The 21,728-nt window shown below is 68.6% G+C and carries 20 protein-coding genes; 11 read left to right on the forward strand and 9 right to left on the reverse strand.

Going from position 1 to position 21,728, the window contains the following annotated elements; genetic code table 11:
* Window positions 1-15: 15 nt before the first annotated feature.
* From AC068Z_RS04215 to AC068Z_RS04235, 5 genes are read right to left on the reverse strand one after another with little or no spacing between them, the layout of a single operon-like run.
* Complete coding sequence (locus AC068Z_RS04215; protein WP_478552055.1) at window positions 16-939, reverse strand: type II secretion system F family protein; 924 nt, start codon at window positions 937-939, stop codon at window positions 16-18.
* A complete protein-coding gene (locus AC068Z_RS04220) occupies window positions 936-1,904 on the reverse strand; it encodes a type II secretion system F family protein (protein WP_478552057.1) in 969 nt (322 codons plus the stop codon). The genes AC068Z_RS04215 and AC068Z_RS04220 overlap by 4 nt, the downstream gene beginning before the upstream one ends.
* A 7-nt stretch (window positions 1,905-1,911) precedes the next feature.
* Entirely contained in the window at window positions 1,912-3,219 is a 1,308-nt protein-coding gene (locus tag AC068Z_RS04225) for a CpaF family protein (protein WP_478552059.1), read from the reverse strand.
* On the reverse strand, window positions 3,216-4,052 hold the full coding sequence (locus AC068Z_RS04230) for a hypothetical protein (RefSeq protein WP_478552061.1): 837 nt from the start codon (window positions 4,050-4,052) through the stop codon (window positions 3,216-3,218). Before AC068Z_RS04230 ends, AC068Z_RS04225 begins: the two co-directional genes overlap by 4 nt.
* A gap of 17 nt (window positions 4,053-4,069) precedes the next feature.
* The gene (locus AC068Z_RS04235; RefSeq protein ID WP_478552063.1) at window positions 4,070-4,798 is read right to left on the reverse strand and encodes a hypothetical protein; all 729 of its coding nucleotides are present in this window, start codon (window positions 4,796-4,798) and stop codon (window positions 4,070-4,072) included.
* A 449-nt stretch (window positions 4,799-5,247) separates the two neighbouring features.
* Here AC068Z_RS04235 and AC068Z_RS04240 point away from each other — a divergent pair, with 449 nt between their 5' ends.
* The 9 genes from AC068Z_RS04240 to AC068Z_RS04280 all read left to right on the forward strand — a co-directional run bounded on the left by AC068Z_RS04240 (window position 5,248) and on the right by AC068Z_RS04280 (window position 13,605).
* The gene (locus tag AC068Z_RS04240; RefSeq protein WP_478552065.1) at window positions 5,248-7,239 is read left to right on the forward strand and encodes a hypothetical protein; all 1,992 of its coding nucleotides are present in this window, start codon (window positions 5,248-5,250) and stop codon (window positions 7,237-7,239) included.
* A gap of 559 nt (window positions 7,240-7,798) precedes the next feature.
* The gene (locus tag AC068Z_RS04245) at window positions 7,799-8,260 is read left to right on the forward strand and encodes a hypothetical protein (RefSeq protein ID WP_478552067.1); all 462 of its coding nucleotides are present in this window, start codon (window positions 7,799-7,801) and stop codon (window positions 8,258-8,260) included.
* Between the two features lie 172 nt (window positions 8,261-8,432).
* Window positions 8,433-9,104 (forward strand): hypothetical protein, encoded by a 672-nt coding sequence (locus AC068Z_RS04250; RefSeq protein ID WP_478552069.1) that lies wholly within the window; start codon window positions 8,433-8,435, stop codon window positions 9,102-9,104.
* Entirely contained in the window at window positions 9,101-10,183 is a 1,083-nt protein-coding gene (locus AC068Z_RS04255; protein ID WP_478552071.1) for a hypothetical protein, read from the forward strand. Before AC068Z_RS04250 ends, AC068Z_RS04255 begins: the two co-directional genes overlap by 4 nt.
* A gap of 83 nt (window positions 10,184-10,266) precedes the next feature.
* Window positions 10,267-10,578: a type VII secretion target gene (locus AC068Z_RS04260; protein WP_478552073.1), complete on the forward strand. Its 312-nt coding sequence runs from the start codon at window positions 10,267-10,269 to the stop codon at window positions 10,576-10,578.
* Entirely contained in the window at window positions 10,575-11,777 is a 1,203-nt protein-coding gene (locus AC068Z_RS04265; RefSeq protein ID WP_478552075.1) for a putative T7SS-secreted protein, read from the forward strand. The genes AC068Z_RS04260 and AC068Z_RS04265 overlap by 4 nt, the downstream gene beginning before the upstream one ends.
* Before the next feature lie 33 nt (window positions 11,778-11,810).
* A complete protein-coding gene (locus AC068Z_RS04270) occupies window positions 11,811-12,389 on the forward strand; it encodes a hypothetical protein (protein ID WP_478552077.1) in 579 nt (192 codons plus the stop codon).
* Complete coding sequence (locus AC068Z_RS04275) at window positions 12,386-13,054, forward strand: hypothetical protein (RefSeq protein ID WP_478552079.1); 669 nt, start codon at window positions 12,386-12,388, stop codon at window positions 13,052-13,054. The genes AC068Z_RS04270 and AC068Z_RS04275 overlap by 4 nt, the downstream gene beginning before the upstream one ends.
* Window positions 13,051-13,605: a hypothetical protein gene (locus AC068Z_RS04280; RefSeq protein WP_478552081.1), complete on the forward strand. Its 555-nt coding sequence runs from the start codon at window positions 13,051-13,053 to the stop codon at window positions 13,603-13,605. Before AC068Z_RS04275 ends, AC068Z_RS04280 begins: the two co-directional genes overlap by 4 nt.
* Before the next feature lie 70 nt (window positions 13,606-13,675).
* Here AC068Z_RS04280 and AC068Z_RS04285 read toward each other — a convergent pair whose 3' ends face one another.
* Window positions 13,676-14,230 carry a hypothetical protein gene (locus AC068Z_RS04285; RefSeq protein WP_478552083.1) on the reverse strand — a complete coding sequence of 185 codons (555 nt, stop codon included), beginning with the start codon at window positions 14,228-14,230 and terminating at the stop codon, window positions 13,676-13,678.
* A 98-nt stretch (window positions 14,231-14,328) separates the two neighbouring features.
* Complete coding sequence (locus AC068Z_RS04290) at window positions 14,329-14,631, reverse strand: WXG100 family type VII secretion target (protein WP_478552085.1); 303 nt, start codon at window positions 14,629-14,631, stop codon at window positions 14,329-14,331.
* A 343-nt stretch (window positions 14,632-14,974) separates the two neighbouring features.
* On the opposite strand from AC068Z_RS04290, the gene AC068Z_RS04295 reads away from it, so the two are divergent.
* Window positions 14,975-19,681 carry an FtsK/SpoIIIE domain-containing protein gene (locus tag AC068Z_RS04295; protein WP_478552087.1) on the forward strand — a complete coding sequence of 1,569 codons (4,707 nt, stop codon included), beginning with the start codon at window positions 14,975-14,977 and terminating at the stop codon, window positions 19,679-19,681.
* Here AC068Z_RS04295 and AC068Z_RS04300 read toward each other — a convergent pair.
* Window positions 19,678-20,532: a menaquinone biosynthetic enzyme MqnA/MqnD family protein gene (locus AC068Z_RS04300; RefSeq protein WP_478552089.1), complete on the reverse strand. Its 855-nt coding sequence runs from the start codon at window positions 20,530-20,532 to the stop codon at window positions 19,678-19,680. The two genes, AC068Z_RS04295 and AC068Z_RS04300, sit on opposite strands and share 4 nt — an antisense overlap.
* A gap of 282 nt (window positions 20,533-20,814) precedes the next feature.
* Here AC068Z_RS04300 and AC068Z_RS04305 point away from each other — a divergent pair, with 282 nt between their 5' ends.
* Window positions 20,815-21,018, forward strand: a complete 204-nt coding sequence (locus tag AC068Z_RS04305) for a cold-shock protein (protein WP_003992177.1) — start codon at window positions 20,815-20,817, stop codon at window positions 21,016-21,018.
* 114 nt (window positions 21,019-21,132) lie between these two features.
* Here AC068Z_RS04305 and AC068Z_RS04310 read toward each other — a convergent pair whose 3' ends face one another.
* Window positions 21,133-21,699: a helix-turn-helix domain-containing protein gene (locus AC068Z_RS04310; protein ID WP_478552091.1), complete on the reverse strand. Its 567-nt coding sequence runs from the start codon at window positions 21,697-21,699 to the stop codon at window positions 21,133-21,135.
* Window positions 21,700-21,728 lie beyond the last annotated feature (29 nt).

The raw sequence follows: 21,728 nt of genomic DNA on the forward strand, positions 1-21,728 counted from the left end.
AAGACGTAGGGGTGGTCAGACCTGGAAGACCCGCATGGCGGCCGGATAGATCAGGAACACCAGGAAACCGGCGCACAGCAGCAGCTGTGCCACCAGCATCGACTGGGACTTCTCGCCCGCGCTGCCCTCGATCTCGGCGAGTTCGCGATGCCGCATGGTCTCGGCGCGGGAGGCGAGGGACTCCCGGACCTTGGCGCCGTCGTCGGCGACCAGGGCCAGCGAGGCGGAGAGGTCCTTCAGCTCCTCCACCCCCAGCTCCTCGCCGAGCGAGCCCAGCGCCTGCCACTGGCTGATGCCGGTGATCCGGGCGTCGGCGAGGGCGCTGCGGATGCGCTGGTTGGCCCAGCCGTCCGAGATCTCCGCCGCCGCCATCAGCGCCTCGGGGAGACCGCGGCCGCCCGCCAGGCTCATCGACACCAGGTCCAGGTACGCCCCGATGACCCGGCGCAGGTCGCGCCGCTTCTCGGCCGCGTCCCGCCGTACCTCGACATCGGGGAGGAAGAAGAACAGGGCCGCGAAGAGCAGGGCCAGCCAGACCGGGACGATCGGGCTGCTGCTCAGGCTCATCGTCCACACCACGGCGAACAGGAACGGCCCGAAGAACAGACCCGCCAGCCCGAGCAGCACCTTCGTCGCCAGGAACTTCTCCCAGCTGCGCTCCAGCACCGCGAGGTCCGCCCGCAGCGAGCGCTGTTCCCAGCCCTGCTGCAGATAGAACTCGGCGACCCGCTGCCCGACCTCGGCGCGCAGGGAGGCGAAACGGCCCGTGTCCTGCGTGGTCCGCGCCGACTCGTACGCCGCACCCCGTGCCCGCATCGCGTCGATCCGCGCGACCTGCGCGACGGCGCTGCGCTTGGTCGGCATCAGGGCGCGGACAAGGGCGTAGACGCCCAGTCCGAAGACCGCTCCGACGACGATCGGCATCGTCACGTCGCTCATCGTCGTGCCCCCTCATCCGTGTAGAGCGGTCCCTGTGCCGCCGTGGGCGTGCGGGGCCGCACGAACTGCACCGACGACGCGTCCCGGACGAGGAACCGTTCGGGCGTCTCGATGGTCGACAGCTTCCGCAGCCACAGGAAGCCGAGCGCGAACAGCCCGCAGACGCAGGCGAGGACGAGCTGACCGACCGGGTCGCCGTACGGCTCGACGAACTCCCGGTTGAAGATGGACAGTCCGAGGACGAAGGCGACCGACACCGCGACGACGATCTGCACCGACCGCCGGGTGGAGGCTCGTTGGGCCATCACCCGCTGCCGCATGTCGACCTCCTCGCGGGCCGACTTGGCCAGCGCCCCGAGCACCTGGCGCAGACCGGGGCCGCGCAGCCGGGCGTTGAGGATGAGCGCGGCGACGATGATGTCGGCGGACGCGTCGTCGATCTCGTCGGCGAGCTGCTGCAGTGCGTCGGGCAGCGGGGTGCGCGCCCGCAACCGGTCGACGAGAGCGTCCAGATGGGGCCGCAGTACCGGGGCCGCGGCCCGCGCGGACGCCGGGATCGCCTGCTCCAGACCGACCGCGCCCGCGATCGTGTCCCGCAGCGACTCCGTCCAGGAGGCCAGCGCCTCCACCCGCTTCATGGCGGCCCGCTCCTCGGCGGCACCGCCGAAGAGCCGGTCCCAGAAGAAGACGAGGATGCCCGCCGCGATGCCGAGCACCGCCCACCGGGTGAGCAGCAGCACGGCCAGTCCCACGCCCGCGGCGAGCGAGCCGCGCTGACCGGCGAACCGGATCAGCTCGTTCGCCCGCTCGCTCGCCTTCTGCTTCTCGTGCTCGGGCTTGGCGGGCAGCCCTCGTACGGCGATCAGGAGCAGCGCGAGCCCGCCGCCCACGGCGACACCGCAGGCGAGCGCGTACAGGACGGTCGTGGAGAACAGACCGCCGAGAGAACCGAGTTCTCCGCTCATCGTGTGCTCACCCCCATGTTCCGGCGGGCCGGTAGCCGTGCGCCATCAGGTCGTCGAGGCAGGCGAGCGGCGCGTGCGGTACGACCCGGCCGTCGGGCGTCTGCGCGAACACCTCGCTGGACAGCACGCGGCCGTCGACGCCGTTGACCTCGCGGACGGAGGTCACCATGCGCTGGAGGCGGCCGCCGCTCTGGAAGTCGTTGCGCCGCTGGATGAAGACGACGAAGTTCACCGCGCCCGCGATCAGCATCTGGCTGGCCTCGATGGGCAGCCGCTCGGTCGCCTGGAGCGCGTACGTCGAAATACGGTTGAAGACCTCGCTGGAGCTGTTGGCGTGGATCGTGGACAGCGAGCCGTCGTTGCCCTGCGACATCGCGTTCAGCATGGTCACGATCTCGTCGCCGAGCACCTCACCGACGATGACGCGGGAGGGGTTCATCCGGAGGGACCGCCGTACCAGCTCGGCCATGGTGATGGCGCCCTGCCCCTCGGAGTTGGGCAGCCGTTCCTCGAACGCCACCACGTTGGGATGGAGTTCGGGGAAGGTGTCGAGCCCGAGCTCCAGGGCCCGCTCGACGGTGATGAGCCGCTCGTGTCCGGGGATCTCGTTGGCGAGGGCCCTCAGCAGTGTGGTCTTACCGGCGTTGGTGGCGCCGGCGATCATGATGTTCTTGCGGGCCCGGACCGCGCAGGCGAGGAAGTGGCCGACCTCGGGGGTCAGCGTGCCGTTGCCGACGAGGTCGGAGATGAACACCTTGCCCATGCGCGCGCGACGGATGGAGAGGGCGGGGCGCCGGGCGACGTCCATGACGGCCGACAGTCGCGAACCGTCGGGCAGCCGCAGGTCGAGCTGGGGGTTGGCCGAGTCGAAGGGACGGGACGAAAGCCCCGAATAGGCGCCGAGCACCTGAATGAGCTCGATGAGCTCCTCATCGGTCTCCGCGACGGGATCCCCTTTGACCTCCCGCCCGTCGCTGTACCCGACGAAGACCTGATCGCACCCGTTGATGTCGATGTTCTCGACCTCGGGGCTGTCGAGCAGCGGCTGGAGTCGCCCCACCCCGAAGAGCGCGGCGTGCACGGCGGCCGCGTACTGCTCCTCGGTCTCCGCGTCGAGCGGAGTACGACCGGCGTTGATCTCGGTCCGGGCGTACTCCTCCAGTATCTGCGCGATGACGGCACGGGCGTACTGCCGCTCGTCCTCGCTGGACATCGGGGTGACACCGCTGACCTGGTCCAGGCGGCGCTGCTCGGCGATCCGGTCGCCGGCCTCCTGCCGGAACCGCTTGACCAGCTGATGGTCGACAGCGGTCATCGGGCGGCCTGGCCGTTCATCTGGGCCTGGTGCGCCCAAGCGGCGCCGTACTGCTGGTAGATGTCGGCGGCGACCTTGCGGGCCGAGCGGATCAGCAGCGACTTGTCGAGCCGTCCGCGCTTACGGCCGGCCAGCTGGTCGGCGCCGGTGGGGTCGTCGGCGATGGTGCCGACGACGCGGGCGCCGGTCTGGGCGTGCACGAGCATGTCGTTGACCTGGCCCGCGATCTTTCCGGCGTCGCCCGGGTCGGCGATGAGCACGACGCCGATCAGCGGGGTGGCGAGGCTCGCGGCACCGCGCGGACCGCCGTGCAGCTTGGCGGCCAGGGCGGCGGCACGGTCCCGGACGCGGGCGATGGCCTCGGGTTCGGTACGGCTGATCAGCAGCACGAGCGCGGCATGCGGGAACAGTTCCACGGCCGGGGTGTCGCCGCTGATCCGGCCGCAGTCGGCGATGACGTCGGCGGGCGCGTTCGGGGAGTCGGCGAGGGTGGAGAAGGCGTGCCCGAGGGTGGGCCAGAGCCCGGCGAGGCCGGCGGCCTGCTCGGCGATGCCGAGTCCCACGAGGACTTCGAGCCCGCCGCTGAGCGGCTGGACGTGGTCCCAGAGCTGATCCGGGACGAGTCCGCGTCGCGCGGTGGCGGCTATGGACAGCATGCCGGTGTTCGGGTTGAGCGGTCCGCCGTGCGCGGCGGCACTGCGGTACACGAGGTCCCCGCCCGCCGGGTCGGTCTCGGCGAGCAGGACGCGGCGCGGCCAGACCGCCGAGAGGGCGACGGCCGCGGTGGTGACGCCGGGGGAACCCTTGTCGGCGGCGAGAGCGATGAGCGCCATGGGGTGTGTGCCGCCTTCTAGTTGCTGCCGGGGACGCGCACGACGGCCACTTCGCCGTTGGACGCGGCCTGGGCGAGAGGGGCGGCTTCGTCGGTGTCGACGGTCACGGTGATCGTGAAGTTGGTGCTGCCGACGAGGTCTTCGCCCTTGTCGCCGGGCACGGAGGAGATGGTGGCCTGGTCGACGATGACGCCGCTGCCCGCAGCGGTGGAGCCGCCGGTGTCGGAGTCGTCGTTGTTCGAGCCGGAGCCGGTCGCGCCGACGCGGTAGGCGGCGACGACGTCGCCCACCTTCAGGCCGGTCGGGTACTGGCCCGCCTTGAGGGAGAGGCCGACGGTGGCCTTGCCCTGGGCGGGGCCGGCCTCCTCGCCGAACATCTCACCGACGGCGACGGCACCGGCCGGGATGGTGTTGACGGCCTTGAGCTTCTTCAGGCCCTCCAGCTGCGTCCACTTGACGTAGTGGATGCTCTCGTCCTCGGCGACCATGACGGAGGTCACGCTGTCGTCGGTGACGGACGCGCCGGCCGGGATCTCCTTGGTCACCTTGACGACCTCGACCCGGTCCCCGGCCTGCAGCACGAGCATGGTCGCCCCGAGGGCACCCACCAGGATGAGCAGCACCGCCAGCGCGGCGAGCGCGGGTTTGCGCTCGCGAGGAGGGGTGGGAAGCCGGTCACCGACCGTCGGCTGAGCCGGAGCGGCGGAACGTCCCGCGCCTGCCCCCGTACGCTCTTGGATCTTCACGCAACCGCTCCCCGTACACCCAAGAAAATGTCTGCCAAATACTCTGCGAATCCGGACACTTCACCCGTTCCTGCGCGGATAACCAGCGGCGGGGCGAGTGTCAAGCCACCGCACCGTATCAGCCGCCCATAAGCCCCTCAAGGCGCGTCCGACCCCCTGGCACCCGCGGGGCGGAATGTTACCCATCCGCAACGGGAGCCCCGTTTCACCCAGTTGTGAGGGCGGCCGTGAACCACGCCTTTCTGTGCGCCAGCGAATCCAGGAGCCGTCTTCGGTCGCCCCACCCCTCACGCCGAAACCACAAGCCCTCCACGATTCACTCACCAGAGTGGGGCCGAAGGCGGCGATCCACGCCCGCGGCTCTGAGCGCCCCCCGTCGCGGTTTCGCAGCAGCGAAGGCCTGAGTAGAGTGCCGCGGTGGATTGCTGCCTGGTACGGGGGAGGCGACAGTGACCGTGAGGGGACTCTCGGCGCGAATAGGGGCGTTGCTGGTGCTCAGCGCCTTGGCGGCCGTGTTCGTCGGCTTGGCCACCGCCACCCCCGCCCGCGCGGCGGCGGACACCCAGGCCGCCTACCTCGCCGACCGCCTTCGCGAGAACCCCGTCTACGTCAGCGACCAACTCCCGCGCGAGGTGCCGAAGTCGATGACACGGGACTTCGCCACGGTGGCGAAGGGGGCGGGCGTACCGACGTACGTCCTCGTCCTGCCCAGCGGTGCCGCGTACGGCGACGGACTGCTCGGCGCCGTGCACGACCGGCTCGGCCGGGACGGGCTGTACGTGCTCCTCGACGAGTCGTCGGTGTCCTCCGCGATGGCCTACGGCGTCTCCGCACCGGTCGACGACGCGCTCGCCGTAGTCCTTTACGAACTGCCCTACGACGCGGGCCCCTTGCACGAGCTCCAGCTGTTCACCGAGGTCATCACCCAGGGCGCCGAGAAGGCCGCCGCACGGGCGGAGTCGGCGCGGGCGAAGTACGAGGACGACGAGCCGGCCCCGATGTATCTCGGCCCGTCCGACCGTGAGAACCAGTCCTTCCTCACAGGGATGCTGATCACCGGCGTACCGCTGCTGATCGTGCTGCTGGTTCCGTACGTACGGCGGCTGCGGGGCCGTAAGCGGACAAGGCTCGGGTGGGTGGCCCCGGCCTCGGCGGCCCTCGCGACCGCCACCGTCATCGCCGTGGCGGCCCCCCTCGTCTTCGACCAGACGAGGTCCAGCGCCTCCCCCCGCCCCCGCGCGATCGACCTGAACGCCCGTCTCGACCGCGTGGCGGAGGGTCTCGCGCAGGACCCGGTGTACACCGACCCGGAGAGCCCACGGGTTCTCGATGACGCTCAACTCACCCGGCTCCGCAGCCGCATCGAGAGGTTCGAGCGATCCGAAGGCGGCGGCCCGGTCTTCGTGTCCGTCGTCCCCCAACTGCCGGAGGACGAGTCCGAGGGCGACGAGGAGATGTTCGCGGGCTCGCTCCACGACAAGCTCGGCGCGGACGGGCTGTACGTGGTCGCCGACCCGCTCTACGGCGACATCGAGGTCTTCAACCACGGCCTGCGCCTGGACAGCCTGGACCTCGCCTACGAGCTTCCCGACTCCATCGCCCACGTCGACGACAAGGCGCGGGAGGCCGACGACCACCTCCTCGGCGAGCGCCTCGACGCCCTGATGACCCACCTCGACAAGGCCCCCCGCACGGAGGACCCGGACAGCATCGGTGACCCGTACCCGGTCACGAACCCCGTCACCGAGGACGACCTGCCCTCCCTCTACGGCGCCGAGGACTTCGAACCGGGCCTGTTCATGGGCACGTTCGCGGCGGGGGCCGTGTTCGGCCTGGTGGCAGCCGTCGTATGGATCATCCGCAAGCTGATCCGCCGCTGGCGCCCCGAGCCGTTGGCTACGAAGGCGCTGCCGGAGGTGTCACCGACGGCGCCTTCACTGCCGTATCTGCGCAAGGTGGCGAAGACCGAACTCCGCGCGCTGGCAGCCGACTTCAACCGCACGCCCCCGCGCTCCGACCCCCGCCCCGGCGACTGCCTCGACGCGGCGATGCTGCTGCTGGACGGCGACACCGGCCGTATCGCCGACGCGGACGCCCCCACCCTCCTCGCGGTCATCGTGCTGGCCCGCGCCGGCCGGGCCGCGCTGGCGGGCAAGGCGTACAACCGCTGCTGCGCGGTCAACCCCCTGCACGGCCCCGCCTACACCCGCCACCACGTCCGGGTCTCGGCCGAGAGCCGTGGCCGGCGCCTGCTCCACGTCTGCGCCCCGTGCCGCGACACGGCGATCGCCGAACCGGCCACGCTGCACGCGCGCGTACTGACCCTGCCTGCCGACGACACCCGGCTCCCGTACGAGGAGGCGGACGACCTCCCGACCGCCGTACCTGACGGCATCCGCAGGCTGATCGAGCGGGTGAAAAAGCGGGTCCATGTCCCTTAGCGGCAGGGCGGTTACGCCGATCGGCATCCGCCACCCAACCCCCTGCACGGCCGCGCCACGAGCCGCACGGTGTGGCGCCCGACGGGCCGCCGAGACCGAACCGAGGTGGCCACCTGCCCCGCCTGCACCAGGGCGCTGAACACCCACCACTCCCCCGAGGTCCTGCCGGACATGACGGACGACGGTGAGCCGGTGCCGTACTTCGAGACGCGGAGCGTCTGGGCGGTTACGGGGTACGGCTCACCGCGGCGCGACTTGGCGGCGGTGCTTGGCGGCGGTGCTGCAGACCGCTGACGATTCGCTACTACCTCTCGGAGAACCCCCTGTGGAGCGCCGCTCAGCACACGCAGCCATCGCCCGGAAGCGGCTCGGTCTCGAGGCGAGCTGCGCAACCTGGTGCGGCATCCTCAAGCTGCCCACGCCACCGAAGGACCTCCACGCGGCTTCAGGCGAAGGCGCCCTACGACCGGCCTTCATACGCCCGTTGGGCGTGCTGGGCCTGGCACTGCTCGCTCCCCTTTGGCCTGTGCTTGCAGTGCTGTCTCTTCTCTCCGCTCTCATGGACAAGGTGGAGCTGTATCTAAGCCCCAAGTCGGAACGTGACCGTGCCCGCGCCAAGGTCCAAGAGGGCAAGGCATACAAGGAGGCGATCCGGACGCACGGCCTGGACAAGCCGTTCGACGGCGACTGGTCGGCTTCGGCCGGCCAGTTCCTGCTGCGCTGGTACAGCCACTCCACCCACCCGAGGCGGCTCCTGGCCTTGACCCCGGACGCCCTCGTGCTGGCGGCGCCGCCACGAAGGGTCACTGTCCGCCAAGAGGAACTCCTACAGGTGGTCGCCGAAATTCCGCTGACCGAAGCGACATTGGAGGACCCCCTCCTCGGCTACCACCCCAGCGACCGGCTCCGCGTCCGCTTCACGGACGGCTCCTGGCTGACCCTCGTCACGGAGGAGGAGCGCACGGAGGTCCACATGCATCTGATGCGCCGGCCGGGGCTGGGAGCAGGAACGCGCCAGTAGCGAAGGGGAACCTGCAACAGCTCCACCCCGACACACACACATCCCACACTCCCTCGCATCCCTATTTGCCCACATTGGCCGAGTTCCGGGAGGAGTTCGCGCTGGCGAACCGGCAACCCCACCGATACCGTTTGAGCTCTTGACAGAACTCATGTCTCACGGGGAGCCCACTGTGAAGCGCCGCACTCTGCCCGCCGCTGCCGCGCTCGCCGCGACCGCAGCACTACTGCTGACGGCCTGCGGCAGCGAGGACGACACGACCGGTGACAACGACAAGATCGCCGGAGCCGACCAGGGATCGGAGAAGCCGAAGGAGTCGGCGTCCCCCTCGGGAGCCCCGGCGGAGTCCAAGCCGGACGGCGTGGACGTGTCCCTGCCGAAGGACATGAACCTGGTCTTCGACTGGGACGCGCCGGAGGACAAGAACGAGGCGGCGGCGATGGAGGACGCGGCGAACTACCTCCGGGCCATCTACCACGGCGTCGACAAGCGCACGTCCAAGGTGGCGGCGGTGACCGCATACTCCACGGGCGACGGACTGACGTACGCGAACACCCAGATCGGCGACCGGGTCGACGGCGGCTGGACTGCGACCGGCACTCGGCGCCATTACCAGGCCACCACCCGGTCCGCCTCGAACGGCACATCAGTGGAGGTGGCGTTCTGCGTCGACTCCAGCAAGTTCTACGGCAAAGAGATCAAGACCGGGAAAGTCCTGAAGAGCCAGCCCAGCATCGCGGACTACGACCACTTCAAGATCATTATGGTGAAGGTCCCCACGGGCGAGGAGCTGTGGCAGGCGTCCAAGGTGTACGTCGAGACGAAGGCGGAGCAGTGCCGATGAGCAGGTCACGGCATACGGCACTCGGCGCCGGCGTGACTGCCCTGACACTGGCCTTCGGCGCCACCGCCCACACGGGAACCGCCTACTCCGCGGAGCCGTCGAGCAACGGCAATGGATCGACAGAACAGTCGGGCGGCAGCAACAACACCGGCATCTACGCCACCGCACGAGTGACATACTCCGGCTCCGTCGCCAAGGGCGGCGGCAAGGGCAACGTGACGTCCACCGACGTCAACTGGACGCCCCCACCCTGCTGGTACGCCCCCTACCTCGGCGCCAAGGACTTCAAGGAGAAGATGTCCAAGGACATCGAGAGCCAGCTGTCCGCACCCGGCATGGGCGGCCACGCGGGTGCCGCGCTCGGCGAGCTGCAGCGCCACTACGAGGACGAGCACGGCTGGACCGACACCCCCGGCTACAAGGACTACAACGTCGAGAAGGACGGCGAGGGCATGTTCTGGGCCGCCGTGGAGAACCCCGACGAGCCGGACGTCCTCAAGCGCAGTTCGTGCAACGACCTCCCGTTCTGGGTGGACAACGGCGAGGCCCCGCCGCCCCAGTACGAGCAGGCGATCACGCCCCAGATACTCGCGGCCCTGGCCTACCAGCACATGCAACTGCCGGACACGAAGGTCACTTTGGCCCCCGAGGCGATCACGAAGGTGAACCTCCCCACGTGGGCCTGGCTCGACAAGGCGGTCTTCGACGAGGTCCAGGCGACGGCGGCCATCAACGCCCCCGGCTTCAACCTCCAGTCCACGACAACGGCGAAGCCGGTCTCCCTGAAGCTGGAGCCGGGCACGGCGGACGCGGAGACCTACCCGGCGTCAGGCGAGTGCACGATCGACGAGGACGGCTCGATCGGCGAACCGTACGCCAAGGGCAAGGCCGACAAGACCCCACCCTGCGGCCTGCGATACCTCCGCTCCTCCGGCGACGGCACCTTCAACCTCCAGGCCACCATCACCTGGGAAATCACCTGGACCGGCACCGGCGGAGCCGGCGGCGACCTCCCGAACGGCACCTTCGGCAACGACCAGGCCGTCACCGTCCAGGAAATCCAAGCCATCAACAGGTGACAACGCCAAGAAGGGGGCAGCGCGTTTTCGGCTCTGCCAAGCCACCGCGCGCCGGGTTCTTGCATTTCCCTTGGGGGTAAGCCATGTCCGACCGAACACGGGCAGACCTCGACACCATTCGAGACTGCTCCGACTCGTTGTTCGCCATACATCATGAATTCAAGGAGCACGGAAACCCAGCCGATGAGTACATGGAGGAACTGGGTAGCAGCAAGCTCCGTGAGGCGTTCGAGGAATTCTCCGACACCTGGAAAAAGACGCGCAAGAAGCTCATGAAAGACATTGAGAATCTGGCCAAGTTCACCAAGACGGCGGCAGACACGTACGACGAAGTCGACCACGAGCTCGCCAAGGCCCTACGAAACGCTCGCAAGAATTCGAAGGGGAAGAAGTGAGTCGACGCCCTCGCGACTGGGAACCCCTGCACGAAGGCGACCCCATTCCCGGCGATCCCTACGAAGTTGCCAGCCTTGGCAAGAAGCTGCGCAATATGGCCGACGAGATCGAGAAGCAAGCCGGTAATATTCGGGCATTGGCTTCCGTCGAAGGCTGGGACAGCGACGCGGGTCGCGAGTTCCATAAAATAGCCGATGGCAGCTCCGGTCGACTCAAGCGAGCATTCGAGCGGTACGACGAAGCCGCCAAAGCCCTCGGAACCAAAGTGAGGGAGGGCGAATCCAAGGAGTACGCGAGCGAGCTGCATCGAGCGCAGAAGATAGCCGACAAGGCCCTCAAGACGTACCGCGAAGCGGAGGGTGACCACAAGTCGGCTGTTGATTCCCTGAAGCAGTACGAAGGCAAGGTGCCCAGTCCGGACGACGTTTCAGAGCGCACCCGGCTTGAAAAGAACCGCGACGCCGCCATGGACGTCATTCGCGAGTGTCACAGCGAGATCGGGCGGGCGAAGAACATTCGCGACGAAGCCGCGGGGGCCGCCGCGAAACACATCAAGAACATCGTTCATCATGACGGCGTCCGCGACCCCGGCGGGATCATGAACTTCCTGGCCGACTGGGCAGATACATTCGCGAATATATCAGCAATTCTGTCCGTACTGGCGGTCATATGCGCCTTCGTTCCCCCGCTTACTGCCCTGGCCCCGATATTTGCGACTCTCGCGGTGGTGACAAGCGCGCTCGCGCTTGCGGGGCACGCCTACGACATGAGTGTTCGGGGTGGCAAGTTCAGCGCCTCAAAGCTGTTCTTTGACGGTCTGGGGGTAATGCCAGGCATGGGCGTGTTGAGAGGCTTCAGCGCCCTCAAGGGGCTCAAGGGACTTTCCAAGCTGCGCGGCATCCGCTTCAGTGGTGGCAAAGCGCTGGAGGGTGTCGGGTTCAAGTTCTTCAACGGCCTCGGCGTCACAACGGTAAATGCAATCCTCACCAAGGCGGGCAGACCCACCATCGCGGGGGAAAAGATCACGGCAGCCATCAAGACGGGCAGCTTCGTCGGCGCAATGGTGAAGATCTTCAATGGTCAGAACGGTGAAGCGACTGGTGACCCCGGTGACTTGCCGAAGGCCACGCCGAGCCCGTCCCCGCAACCAGCGCCCACGCCGTCGCCCACGCCGTTCCACACCGCTCTCGCCCTATGACAAGGCATGACGAGGCAGAAGGGAATGTGAAAGATGTCGGATGAGGATCGCGAGCCCGGTCCGGGCGAATACCGGGCACGGGGCGGCATCATCAGAAGAATGGTCCCGGGCAGTGTCCTGACTTCGGTACCGGCGGCACGAGAACTGGCCGAATCGGAAGGCAGTCGGCTTCATTTCGACTTCTTCGACGACGAAGCGGTCCTGAAGATGCTCCGTCTTCGCCATCTCGACGAGGCCAGACTGCACAGCGCAGGAATGAAATTGGGCGTTCCCTCCGCACTGCTTCTGGTCGGGCTTTTCGTTTACTGGGGAGGCTACGTCCAGTACTGGGAGTCATCGAAGTCGCAGACTCTTTACTATGCCGCGTCGGGCGCCCTAGTGGCCGCCATCGTCCTGCTCTACGTCATCATGCTGACCCGGCACTGGGGTGACCGAGCCCGCCAGAAGGTGCGAGCCAGGGCCGCCGCCTATCGGCAGATCGCGCATGTCGCCGCTCGGAACGGTGCGGAGCTTCCAGGGTTCTATCCCCACTACGGCGCGTACCCCTTTGCCGCCAACTTTCATGCCGATGCGAAAGAACTTGAGCTTCCCACCGAGGCGAACTCCTCATGAGCACAGTAACGGCAGAGGGGGAACTGGCCTCCGTCGTCGACGGCGAGGCCGTTCACGTACGGTGGATCATGCCTGAGGGGTTCTTCGAGCTCCCCACGGACGTGGAATCCGCAGACCATCTCGCGGACGCACTGATCGAGTTGGCGCATGAGGTAATCCCCAAAGGCACACCTGACATGCAGTACCAATGGGCCGCCCTGTGTGCCGGCAATTACGACGCCTTCGTCGAGGCGGGCGTCCAGTATGCCGGTTTTGTCATCACCGAGGTCGAGGGCGTCCGATGCGCGGCCACCGTGCACGTATCACTCATGGACCTCGCGGAGCAGGCGCGCATCAGCCCGATCAACGCCATCGGCAACGCCCTGAGCAGCCTCGGTACAGGCGAAGTGACCGAGATCGACCTTCCAAGTGGGCCGGCGGTTTCCTGGATCGGCGCGCGTCAGACGAGCGTCGATGCCGCGCTCGCGCCCTCGGGGCATGACGAACCGCTCTGGACCTCCTTCATCCAGGTACAGGTCCCCTTGCCGAATGCCACGGTGGTGGTACTGGAGATGGTGACCCCTTCCCCGGAGGGATGGGACACCTTCTCGTCGATGTTCGCCGGCATCGTCAAGAGCCTGCGCTTCTTCGACGGTGCAGGAAACGAGCTGGGGCTGTCCGCGTGAAGAGTCCTGAACCGCTCGAACCGCCCAGCGATTACCGACTCCTAGTTCCTCGCGACTGGTTCCGCATCGACCTCACACTCGACAACTGGCGTCCGCAGATCAAGACGTTCGTCGACCAGCAGTCTGCACGTCGGCCTATGTCCGCGGAGGAACAGCAGCGACTCTGGGTGGCCCTGCGCAACACCGCCGAGAAGGGCATGGCCCAGGGTGCCCTGGAACTGTTCCTACGGACAGAGCCTTCCGTCGGCATGGCAGCACCAGCAACCCTCCTGATCTCACTCCTCCCCATGACGGGTGCTCTGAACAGCTCACCGACCGAATTCGCAGAGGCTCTGTCGGCTCGCAGGAAGGACAGCGCTGAGGTCTCCCTGACATCGCTCCATGCCGGCCAGGCAGTGCGGGTCGTATCCGCGACGGCACTCGACCTCTACGTTCACATGCCGGGCGGAGTGGGATACCTCCTACTCGCCTTCACCGTTCCCCTGAGCGGCATCGACAGCCCCATGGGCGAGTTGTGCGACGCGATCGCCGATTCCTTGCGCTGGGTGTGAAGACGCGGGCAGCCCACGCACTTCGAACAGTCGGGCGGGGACGAGGCACCAGTCGGAGGCGCCCCGACTCCTATCGCACTCGCTCCCGAGCCGCCCGGCTCTTCCCCTTGCCCTTCTTGCGGAGGTTGCGCATGCGGTTTCTCTCCCGCACCGCGCGCTTCTCGGCTGCCGCGCTGTCGATGCGGAACAGGAGCCATCCGACCGCGATCACGGTGCCGACGTAGGCCAGCAACGCGCTCGACGTGCCCGGGATGTAGGCGCACCTCGGGCCGTCGGAGTGGCAGTTCTTGCCGGGGAGGGCGCCGAGGAGGTAGAAGAGCGGGCCGACGGCGGCCAGCCAGGCCACGCCGGTTCCCGACGTACGCAGTGCGCGGCGCACGCCACCCCTGCCCGTCCCCTCCGGCAACAGCAACAGACCGCCGATCGCCCCGAGCACCGATACCAGCCCGAGTACGGCACCGGCCGCCCAGGATCCCCCAGGCAGACTCACCAGCGTGGGCGCCGTCGCGCGGGCGAAGTTCTTCCATAACCCCAGGACGAGCAGGAGACCGGCCACGAAGGCGGCTCCGACCCCCACCGCGCCGGCCAGTCCGAAGCCGACCTCAGCCCGGGACCTCACACTCATTCGCTCTGCCATACAAGTCCGTTTCCTCAGCCGGACACCGGGGCGGACGCCGATGCGGCGGGGCAACGGACGAACCGTCGCCCCGCCGCATCACGGACTCACTTGCTCCGAGCCTGCTTGGCCAGCTCGTCGTCGATCTGCTCGAACTTGTCCGCCGCCATGGTCAGGTAGTCGCCCATGCCGTCCAGGCCGTCCAGCGTGTCCTTGGAACCCTTGACGAACTCCTCGAAGTTCTCGTCGAAGGCCTTGGAGGAGGACTTGGTGACGTAGCCCGACTCGACCAGGTTGCTGATGTACTTCCGGAGCCCGTCGAGCTTCTCGTGGAGCCTTTCCTTTTCCTTCACGACATGCTTGGCCGCGTCCCGCATGTCCTGATATGTGATGTCAAGGTCCTTGGCCATGAAGCCGCTCCCTATCCAAAACGCCGCAGGGCCAACCCCCGTGGCTCCCTGTTTGCGGTCCGACACTCGCCGGCCGGCCCCAACTCGCGTGCGACAGCCGGTGTGATCGTCCGCTCTTGAGGCAGCAGCCTACTTGTGCGCCCTGAGGTGTCACATCCCGCCTTTGTGAACAAGCCGTCGGCACCGTGCGCGAAAACCTCACGAACACCCGCCCGCCGCGTTGCCATCGGGAACCCTCGTCCCGCCCCGCTGTCCCCTCCTCGCCCCCAGCGGATATCGTCGGGCTCCTACTGTGACCAGCGTTGTGGAAGCGGTCGCAGGGGCAGCGGGGAGGACAAGAGACGTGCGCCTGACTCTGACCGTCGTCGACCCCTTCGGCGGCGGCACCGCCGACGTCGTACTCGATGCCGATCCTGAGTCCACCATGGGGGACATCGCGGCCGAGTTGGCCAAACAGGTCGGGCACAGCGGGGCGCAGGTCATTCCCATCGGGCAGCCCCAGCACGTGCCCGGCAACAACTCGCCTCTCCTCTACGTCGACGGGTACGCCGTCGATCCCTCCGCCACCGTCCTCAACTCGCCCCTGCGCGAGGGCGCCGTCGTCAGCCTTCAGGATCCTTCCGGGTGTCTGCCGGGCGAGCCCGCCGGGCTCGTCGAACTGCGGGTCGTCGGTGGGCCCGTCGCGGGGTACGTCCATCGCCTCGGCGTCGGGCGCTACGACATCGGCAGCGGGCCGGCCTGTCACATCCGTATCGACGACCCCGAACTCGACGCCCGCGCCCTCACCCTCTCCGTGTCCACCGACGGCACCTGCCGTTTCAAGGTCCACGGCGACCTCGACGGCGTCTTCCTCGACGGCACCCCCATCGACGACATCCTCAACCCCAAAGAGGATGACAACGGCTCGAAGAAGGAGAAAAGGAGAAGGAAGAAGCAGCAGGACGCGGACGCCCAAGCGGGCACGCAAGCGGGCACCCCATCGGGCTCCCAAGCCGACGCATCCCCACCCCCACCCCCACCCGCCGACCCCGACATCTGGGCCCTCGGCTCACAGATCGCCCTCGGCAACACCCTTGTCGAGCTGACCCGTTACACCCCGCCCAACGCCGCCCTCAAGTGGTCCGACGACGGCATCGGCCTCGACTACAACCGGCCCCCTCGGCTCCGTCCGCCCGAGCGGCAGACGCGGTTCCGGCTGCCCTCCTCGCCGCGCGAGTACGAGGCCCGGCCGCTGCCCTGGCTCATGGCGCTCACCCCGCTGGTCGGCGCCGTCGTCGCCGTGCTGATCTTCCAGCGCTGGTACTACCTGATCATGGCGGGCCTCAGCCCGATCCTGCTCTTCGCGAACTACTACAACGACAAGAAGCACGGCCGTAAGTCGCACGCCAAGCAGGTCAAGGAGTACGAGGAGCAGAAGGCCCGGATCGAGCAGGACGCGCAGGACGCCCTCGTCGCCGAGCGCAACGACCGGCGGCAGGCCATTCCCGATCCGGCCACCGTGCTCTCCCTCGGCACCGGGCCCCGCACCCGGCTCTGGGAGCGGCGCCGGACCGACCGTGATCACCTGCTGCTGCGCGTCGGCACCGGACAACTCCCCTCCGAGGTCGTCCTCGACGACCCCGAGCAGGACGACCACAAGCGCGAGGTCACCTGGAAGATCGAGGACGCCCCCGTCGCCCTCAACCTCCGCGGGCTCGGCGTGATCGGCATGGCCGGACCCGGTGACTCCGCGCGCGCCATGGGGCGTTGGGCGGTCGCGCAGACCGCGGCGCTGCACAGTCCCATGGACGTGCAGTTCTATGTCCTCAGCGAGCAGACCGCGCAGGACAGTTGGGACTGGGTCCGCTGGCTGCCGCACGCCAAGCCCTCCGGCGGCCAGGACATCAACGTCCTCATCGGCACCGACGCCGAGACCGTCGGCGCCCGTATCGGCGAGCTGACCCAGATCCTCGACGCCCGCAAGAAGGCCGCCGAGCAGAACCGCGGACAGGGCGCCACCTTCAGCGACCCCGACATCGTCGTCGTATGGGACGGGTCCCGGCGGCTGCGGTCCCTTCCCGGTGTCGTACGGCTGCTGCGCGAAGGCCCGTCCGTCTCCATCTACGCCCTCTGCCTCGACGCCGAGGAACGGTTCCTGCCCGGTGAGTGCCAGGCCTTCGTCGTAGCCGAGCCGAAGGCCGTCGAGCAGCGCAACCAGTTGCAGCCCCAGGCGCAGCAGGCGCCCGGCGGGTTTCCCTCCTTCCAGGCCTGGCACCAGGCCGCGCCCGAGCCCGCCCACTCCGCCGTGCCCGACAAGCTCCGCCTCCGGGTCGAGGAGGCCGGTGCCGAGCGGCGCAAGGACGTGCGGCCGGACTTCGTGTCCAGCTCGTGGTGTCTGCGGCTGGCCCGTTCGCTGTCCTCGCTGCGGGACATCAGCGGGGAGACCGAGGACTCGGCGCTGCCGGGGGCGAGCCGGCTGCTCGACGTCCTCCAGCTCGAACCGCCGACCAGTGACGCGATCGCCGCGCGCTGGCGGATGGGCGGGCAGTCGACCCTGGCCGTCATCGGTGAGTCGTACGACGGGGCCTTCGGGATCGACATCCGCAAGGACGGGCCGCACGGTCTGATCGCCGGTACGACCGGTTCCGGTAAGTCCGAGCTGCTGCAGACCATCGTCGCGGCGCTCGCCGTGGCGAACACGCCCGAGAACATGACCTTCGTCCTCGTCGACTACAAGGGTGGCGCGGCGTTCAAGGACTGTGTCCATCTGCCGCACACCGTCGGCATGGTGACCGACCTCGACGCCCACCTCGTCGAGCGGGCGCTGGAGTCACTGGGCGCCGAGCTGCACCGGCGCGAGCACATCCTCGCCAAGGCCGACGCCAAGGACATCGAGGACTACCAGGACCTGGTCAGGAGGGACCCGAGCCACAAGCCGGTGCCCCGACTGCTCATCGTCATCGACGAGTTCGCCTCGATGGTGCGCGATCTGCCCGACTTCGTCACGGGACTCGTCAACATCGCCCAGCGAGGGCGGTCCCTCGGTATCCACCTCCTCCTCGCCACCCAGCGGCCCTCCGGTGTCGTGTCTCCCGAGATCCGTGCCAACACCAACCTCCGGATCGCGCTGCGCGTGACCGACGGCGGCGAGTCGTCGGACGTCATCGACTCCCCCGAGGCCGGGCACATCTCCAAGAGCACGCCGGGACGGGCGTACGTCCGCCTCGGGCACGCCTCGCTCGTGCCGTTCCAGTCGGGACGCGTGGGCGGACGCCGGCCCGGCGCCGCGGACCCCGCCGTCCTCATGCCCTGGGTCGCCCCGCTGACCTGGGAGGACCTCGGCCGCAGCGCCCTCACCAAGCCCAAGGCCGAGTCCCGCGAGGACGAGGAGATCACCGACCTCAAGGTGCTCGTGGACACCATCCGCGACGCCAACCGCTCGCTCGGCATCCCGCCCCAGCACAGCCCCTGGCTGCCGGCGCTGGACGAGCAGCTGCTGCTCGACGAGATCCCCGTCCCGGAGTTCACGCCCGCGCCGGGCAGGCTGGCGCCCGCGGCCTTCGGTGTGGAGGACCTGCCGGCGCTCCAGGCCCGCCGCCCGGTCGCCATCGACTTCGCGAGCTTCGGCCATCTGATGATCGGCGGCGCCCCGCGCAGCGGGCGGTCGCAGCTGCTGCGGACGATCGCCGGTTCGCTGGCCCGCACGCACTCCACCGCCGATGTGCACATGTACGGCATCGACTGCGGCAACGGCGCCCTGAACGCGCTGACCCGGCTGCCGCACGTCGGCGCGGTGGTGAGCCGGAACCAGACCGAGCGGGTGGTCCGGCTCGTCAACCGGCTCAAGGGTGAGCTGGACCGGCGCCAGAACCTGCTGGCCGACAAGGGCTTCGCGGACATCGGGGAGCAGCGGGCCGCGGTCGCCGAGGACGAGCGGCTGCCGCACATCGTGGTCCTGCTGGACCGCTGGGAGGGCTGGGTGCCCACCCTCGGCGAGGTCGATCACGGCGCGCTGACGGACGAGTTGCAGACGATGATGCGGGAGGGCGCCTCCGTCGGCATCCACCTCGTCCTCACCGGTGACCGGACGCTGCTGGTGGGCCGTATCGCCACCCTCACCGAGGAGAAGTACGGTCTGCGGCTGGCCGACCGCAGCGACTTCTCCACGCTCGGCATCCCGGCCCGCAAGGTGCCCGAGGAGATACCGCCGGGCCGTGCCTTCAAGAACGAGGCCGGTACGGAGACGCAGTTCGCGCTGCTCGCCGAGGACACCACCGGTCAGGGCCAGGCCGCGGCGCTGGCCGCGATCGGCGAGGCGGCCGCCGCCCGTGACGCCGAAGTGCCGCGCGGCAAGCGGCCGTTCCGGGTGGACAGCCTGCCCAGCCGGATCTCCTTCACCGAGGCCTGGGAGCTGCGCGACCCGGACGTCTCACGCTCTAAGCTCTACGCGCTGGCCGGTATCGGCGGCGACGAGATCGTCGGCTTCGGGCCCGATCTCGCGCAGGGCGTACCGTCGTTCGTCATCGCGGGCCCGGCGAAGTCGGGCCGTTCGACGGTGCTGATGAACTTCGCGCAGTCCTTCCTGCGGCAGGGCGCGCGGCTCGTGGTCGCCGCCCCGCGTCAGTCGCCGGTGCGCCAACTGGACGGTGTGGAGGGCGTGCTGAAGGTCTACACGGGCGACGACATCGACGAGGACGAGTTCGAGGAGCTCATCGACGGCGCGGAGCCGTCGCCCGAGAACCCCGTCGTGGTCCTCGTCGACGACGGCGAGATCCTCGAGGACTGCGACGCCGAGAGCCACATGAAGAAGATCGTCTCGCGGGGCGCGGAACGCGGCCTCGCGCTCGTCATCGCCGGTGACGAGGAGGACGTCTGCAGCGGCTTCTCCGGCTGGCAGGTCGACGCCAAGAAGGCCCGCCGGGGCATCCTGCTCTCCCCGCAGGAGTCCTCCAGCGGCGACCTGATCGGCGTCCGCCTCAACCGGAGCATGGTCGGCGGGCAGGCCGTCCCCGGCAAGGGCATGCTGCACCTGGGGGACGGCGAGCTGCGGACGGTGGTCGTACCCGGCTAGCGGACGGGCTGGAGAAGCTCCACCTTCACGTCCGCCGGGAAACCGGTCGTCGGGCCGACCCGGCGGGCGAACTCCTCGACCGCGGCGAGCTGGGGCGCGCCGAAGCGGAAGTCGAGGGTGGTGAAGTACCGCTCCAGGACCCGCTCGTCGAAGGCCTCCCAGCGGGCGGCCTGCTCGGCGACCTTGCCGACCTCCTCCAGGGAGAGGTTGCGGGAGGCGAGGAACGCCTCGTGGACGCGGCGGGTGATGACCGGCTCGCGCTCCAGGTAGTCGCGCCGGGCGGCCCACACCGCGAAGACGAACGGCAGCCCGGTCCACTCCTTCCAGAGCGCGCCGAGATCGTGCACCTGAAGGCCGTAGCGCGGTCCGTCGAGCAGGTTGGCGCGCAGCGCCGCGTCCCCGATGAGTACGGCCGCGTCGGCCTCCTGCATCATCAGGCTGAGGTCGGGCGGGCAGGTGTAGTAGTCGGGCCGCACGCCGAAGCGCTCGGCCAGCAGGAGCTGGGCCAGCCGGACCGAGGTGCGCGAGGTCGAACCGAGGGCGACCCGGGCGCCGTCCAGGTTCTCGAGCGGGACCTGCGAGACGATCACGCACGACATGACCGGTCCGTCGCATCCGACAGCGATGTCGGGGAAGGCGACGAGGTCGTCGGCGTTCTTGAGGAACTCGACCAGGGTGATGGGCCCGATGTCGAGATCTCCCTGCACCAGCTGCTCGCTGAGCTTCTCGGGGGTGTCCTTCGTCAGCTCGAAGTCGAGGAGCGTGCCCGTTCTCGCGAGCCCCCAGTACAGGGGCAGGCAGTTCAGGAACTGGATGTGGCCGACGCGCGGCCGGGTGCGAGAATTGTCCACATCGCGAGGCTAGACCCTGTGGAGTACGCTCCAGACTCCGGCCCTGACGTCAAGCGGTTTCCGATCTTCAAACGTCCGGGTGACGTGATCTTGACCTCTATTGCATTCGGCTGCCTGCATGCTAGGCTCGCCGCAAGTTGCAGTTTGGTTTCCCTTGCAGTACAGAGCCTGCGGAGCATGTAACCGCGGGCTCTAGTCGTTTTCAGACGTATGCAGTGCGGCATTTGCTCTCACACTTGCAGGTTCTGGAGCAGGGCAACCCTTTGGGCCCAAGGAGGGCTTATGGCTACCGGAACCGTGAAGTGGTTCAACGCCGAAAAGGGCTTTGGCTTCATCGCCCAGGAGGGCGGCGGCCCCGACGTCTTCGTCCACTACTCCGCGATCAACGCGAGCGGTTTCCGTTCGCTGGAGGAGAACCAGCAGGTCTCCTTCGACGTGACCCAGGGCCCGAAGGGCCCGCAGGCGGAGAACGTCACCCCCGTCTGAGGCGAGCCTCGTCTCTGATCCGGAACTGAGAGCAGTACCCAAGGAGCCCCGCGCCGCAAGGTGCCGGGGCTCCTGCCTTTTTGTCCGCCACCGCCTTCGGGCTTCTACGGCGGCCTATACGTGCTGCATGACCAGCACGAACGTCGTCCCGGGGGCGAGCGCCTCGTACGAGTGCGGCACATCCCCCCGGTACGACATGTAGTCACCGGCCTCCAGTTCGACCTGCTCGCCCACCGGACCGGCCTTGATCCGGCCCGATCCCACGATCAAGTGCTCCACAGTGCCCGGAATGTGGGGCTCCGACTCGCGGGCGGGGCCCGGCTCGGCCCGCAGGTGGTAGATGTCCCGGCGGGCGCCGGGCGGGCTGGCCGAGAGCAGGGTGGCCGCGTAGTCGGACTTCTCCGAGGCCACGGAGGGCCCTTGTCCCGCGCGGATGACCTGGACGGACGGCATGGGGGGTTCGACCAGGGCGCTGAACGGCACGCCGAGCGCGACACCGAGCGCCCAGAGCGTCTCCACGCTCGGGTTCCCGCCGCCCGCCTCCAGCTGGGACAGCGTGGACTTGGCGATTCCGGCGCGCTTGGCCAGCTCGGAGAGGGAGAGGCCGGCGCGGGTGCGTTCCCTGCGCAGGGAGGCGGCGATCCAGTCGAGGGGGAGCTTGGACGGTGGGCTGTCGGACATGCTGTTCGCTCCGTAGGTACGATCGTTCG

This window comes from Streptomyces sp. NPDC043726, assembly GCF_056436565.1.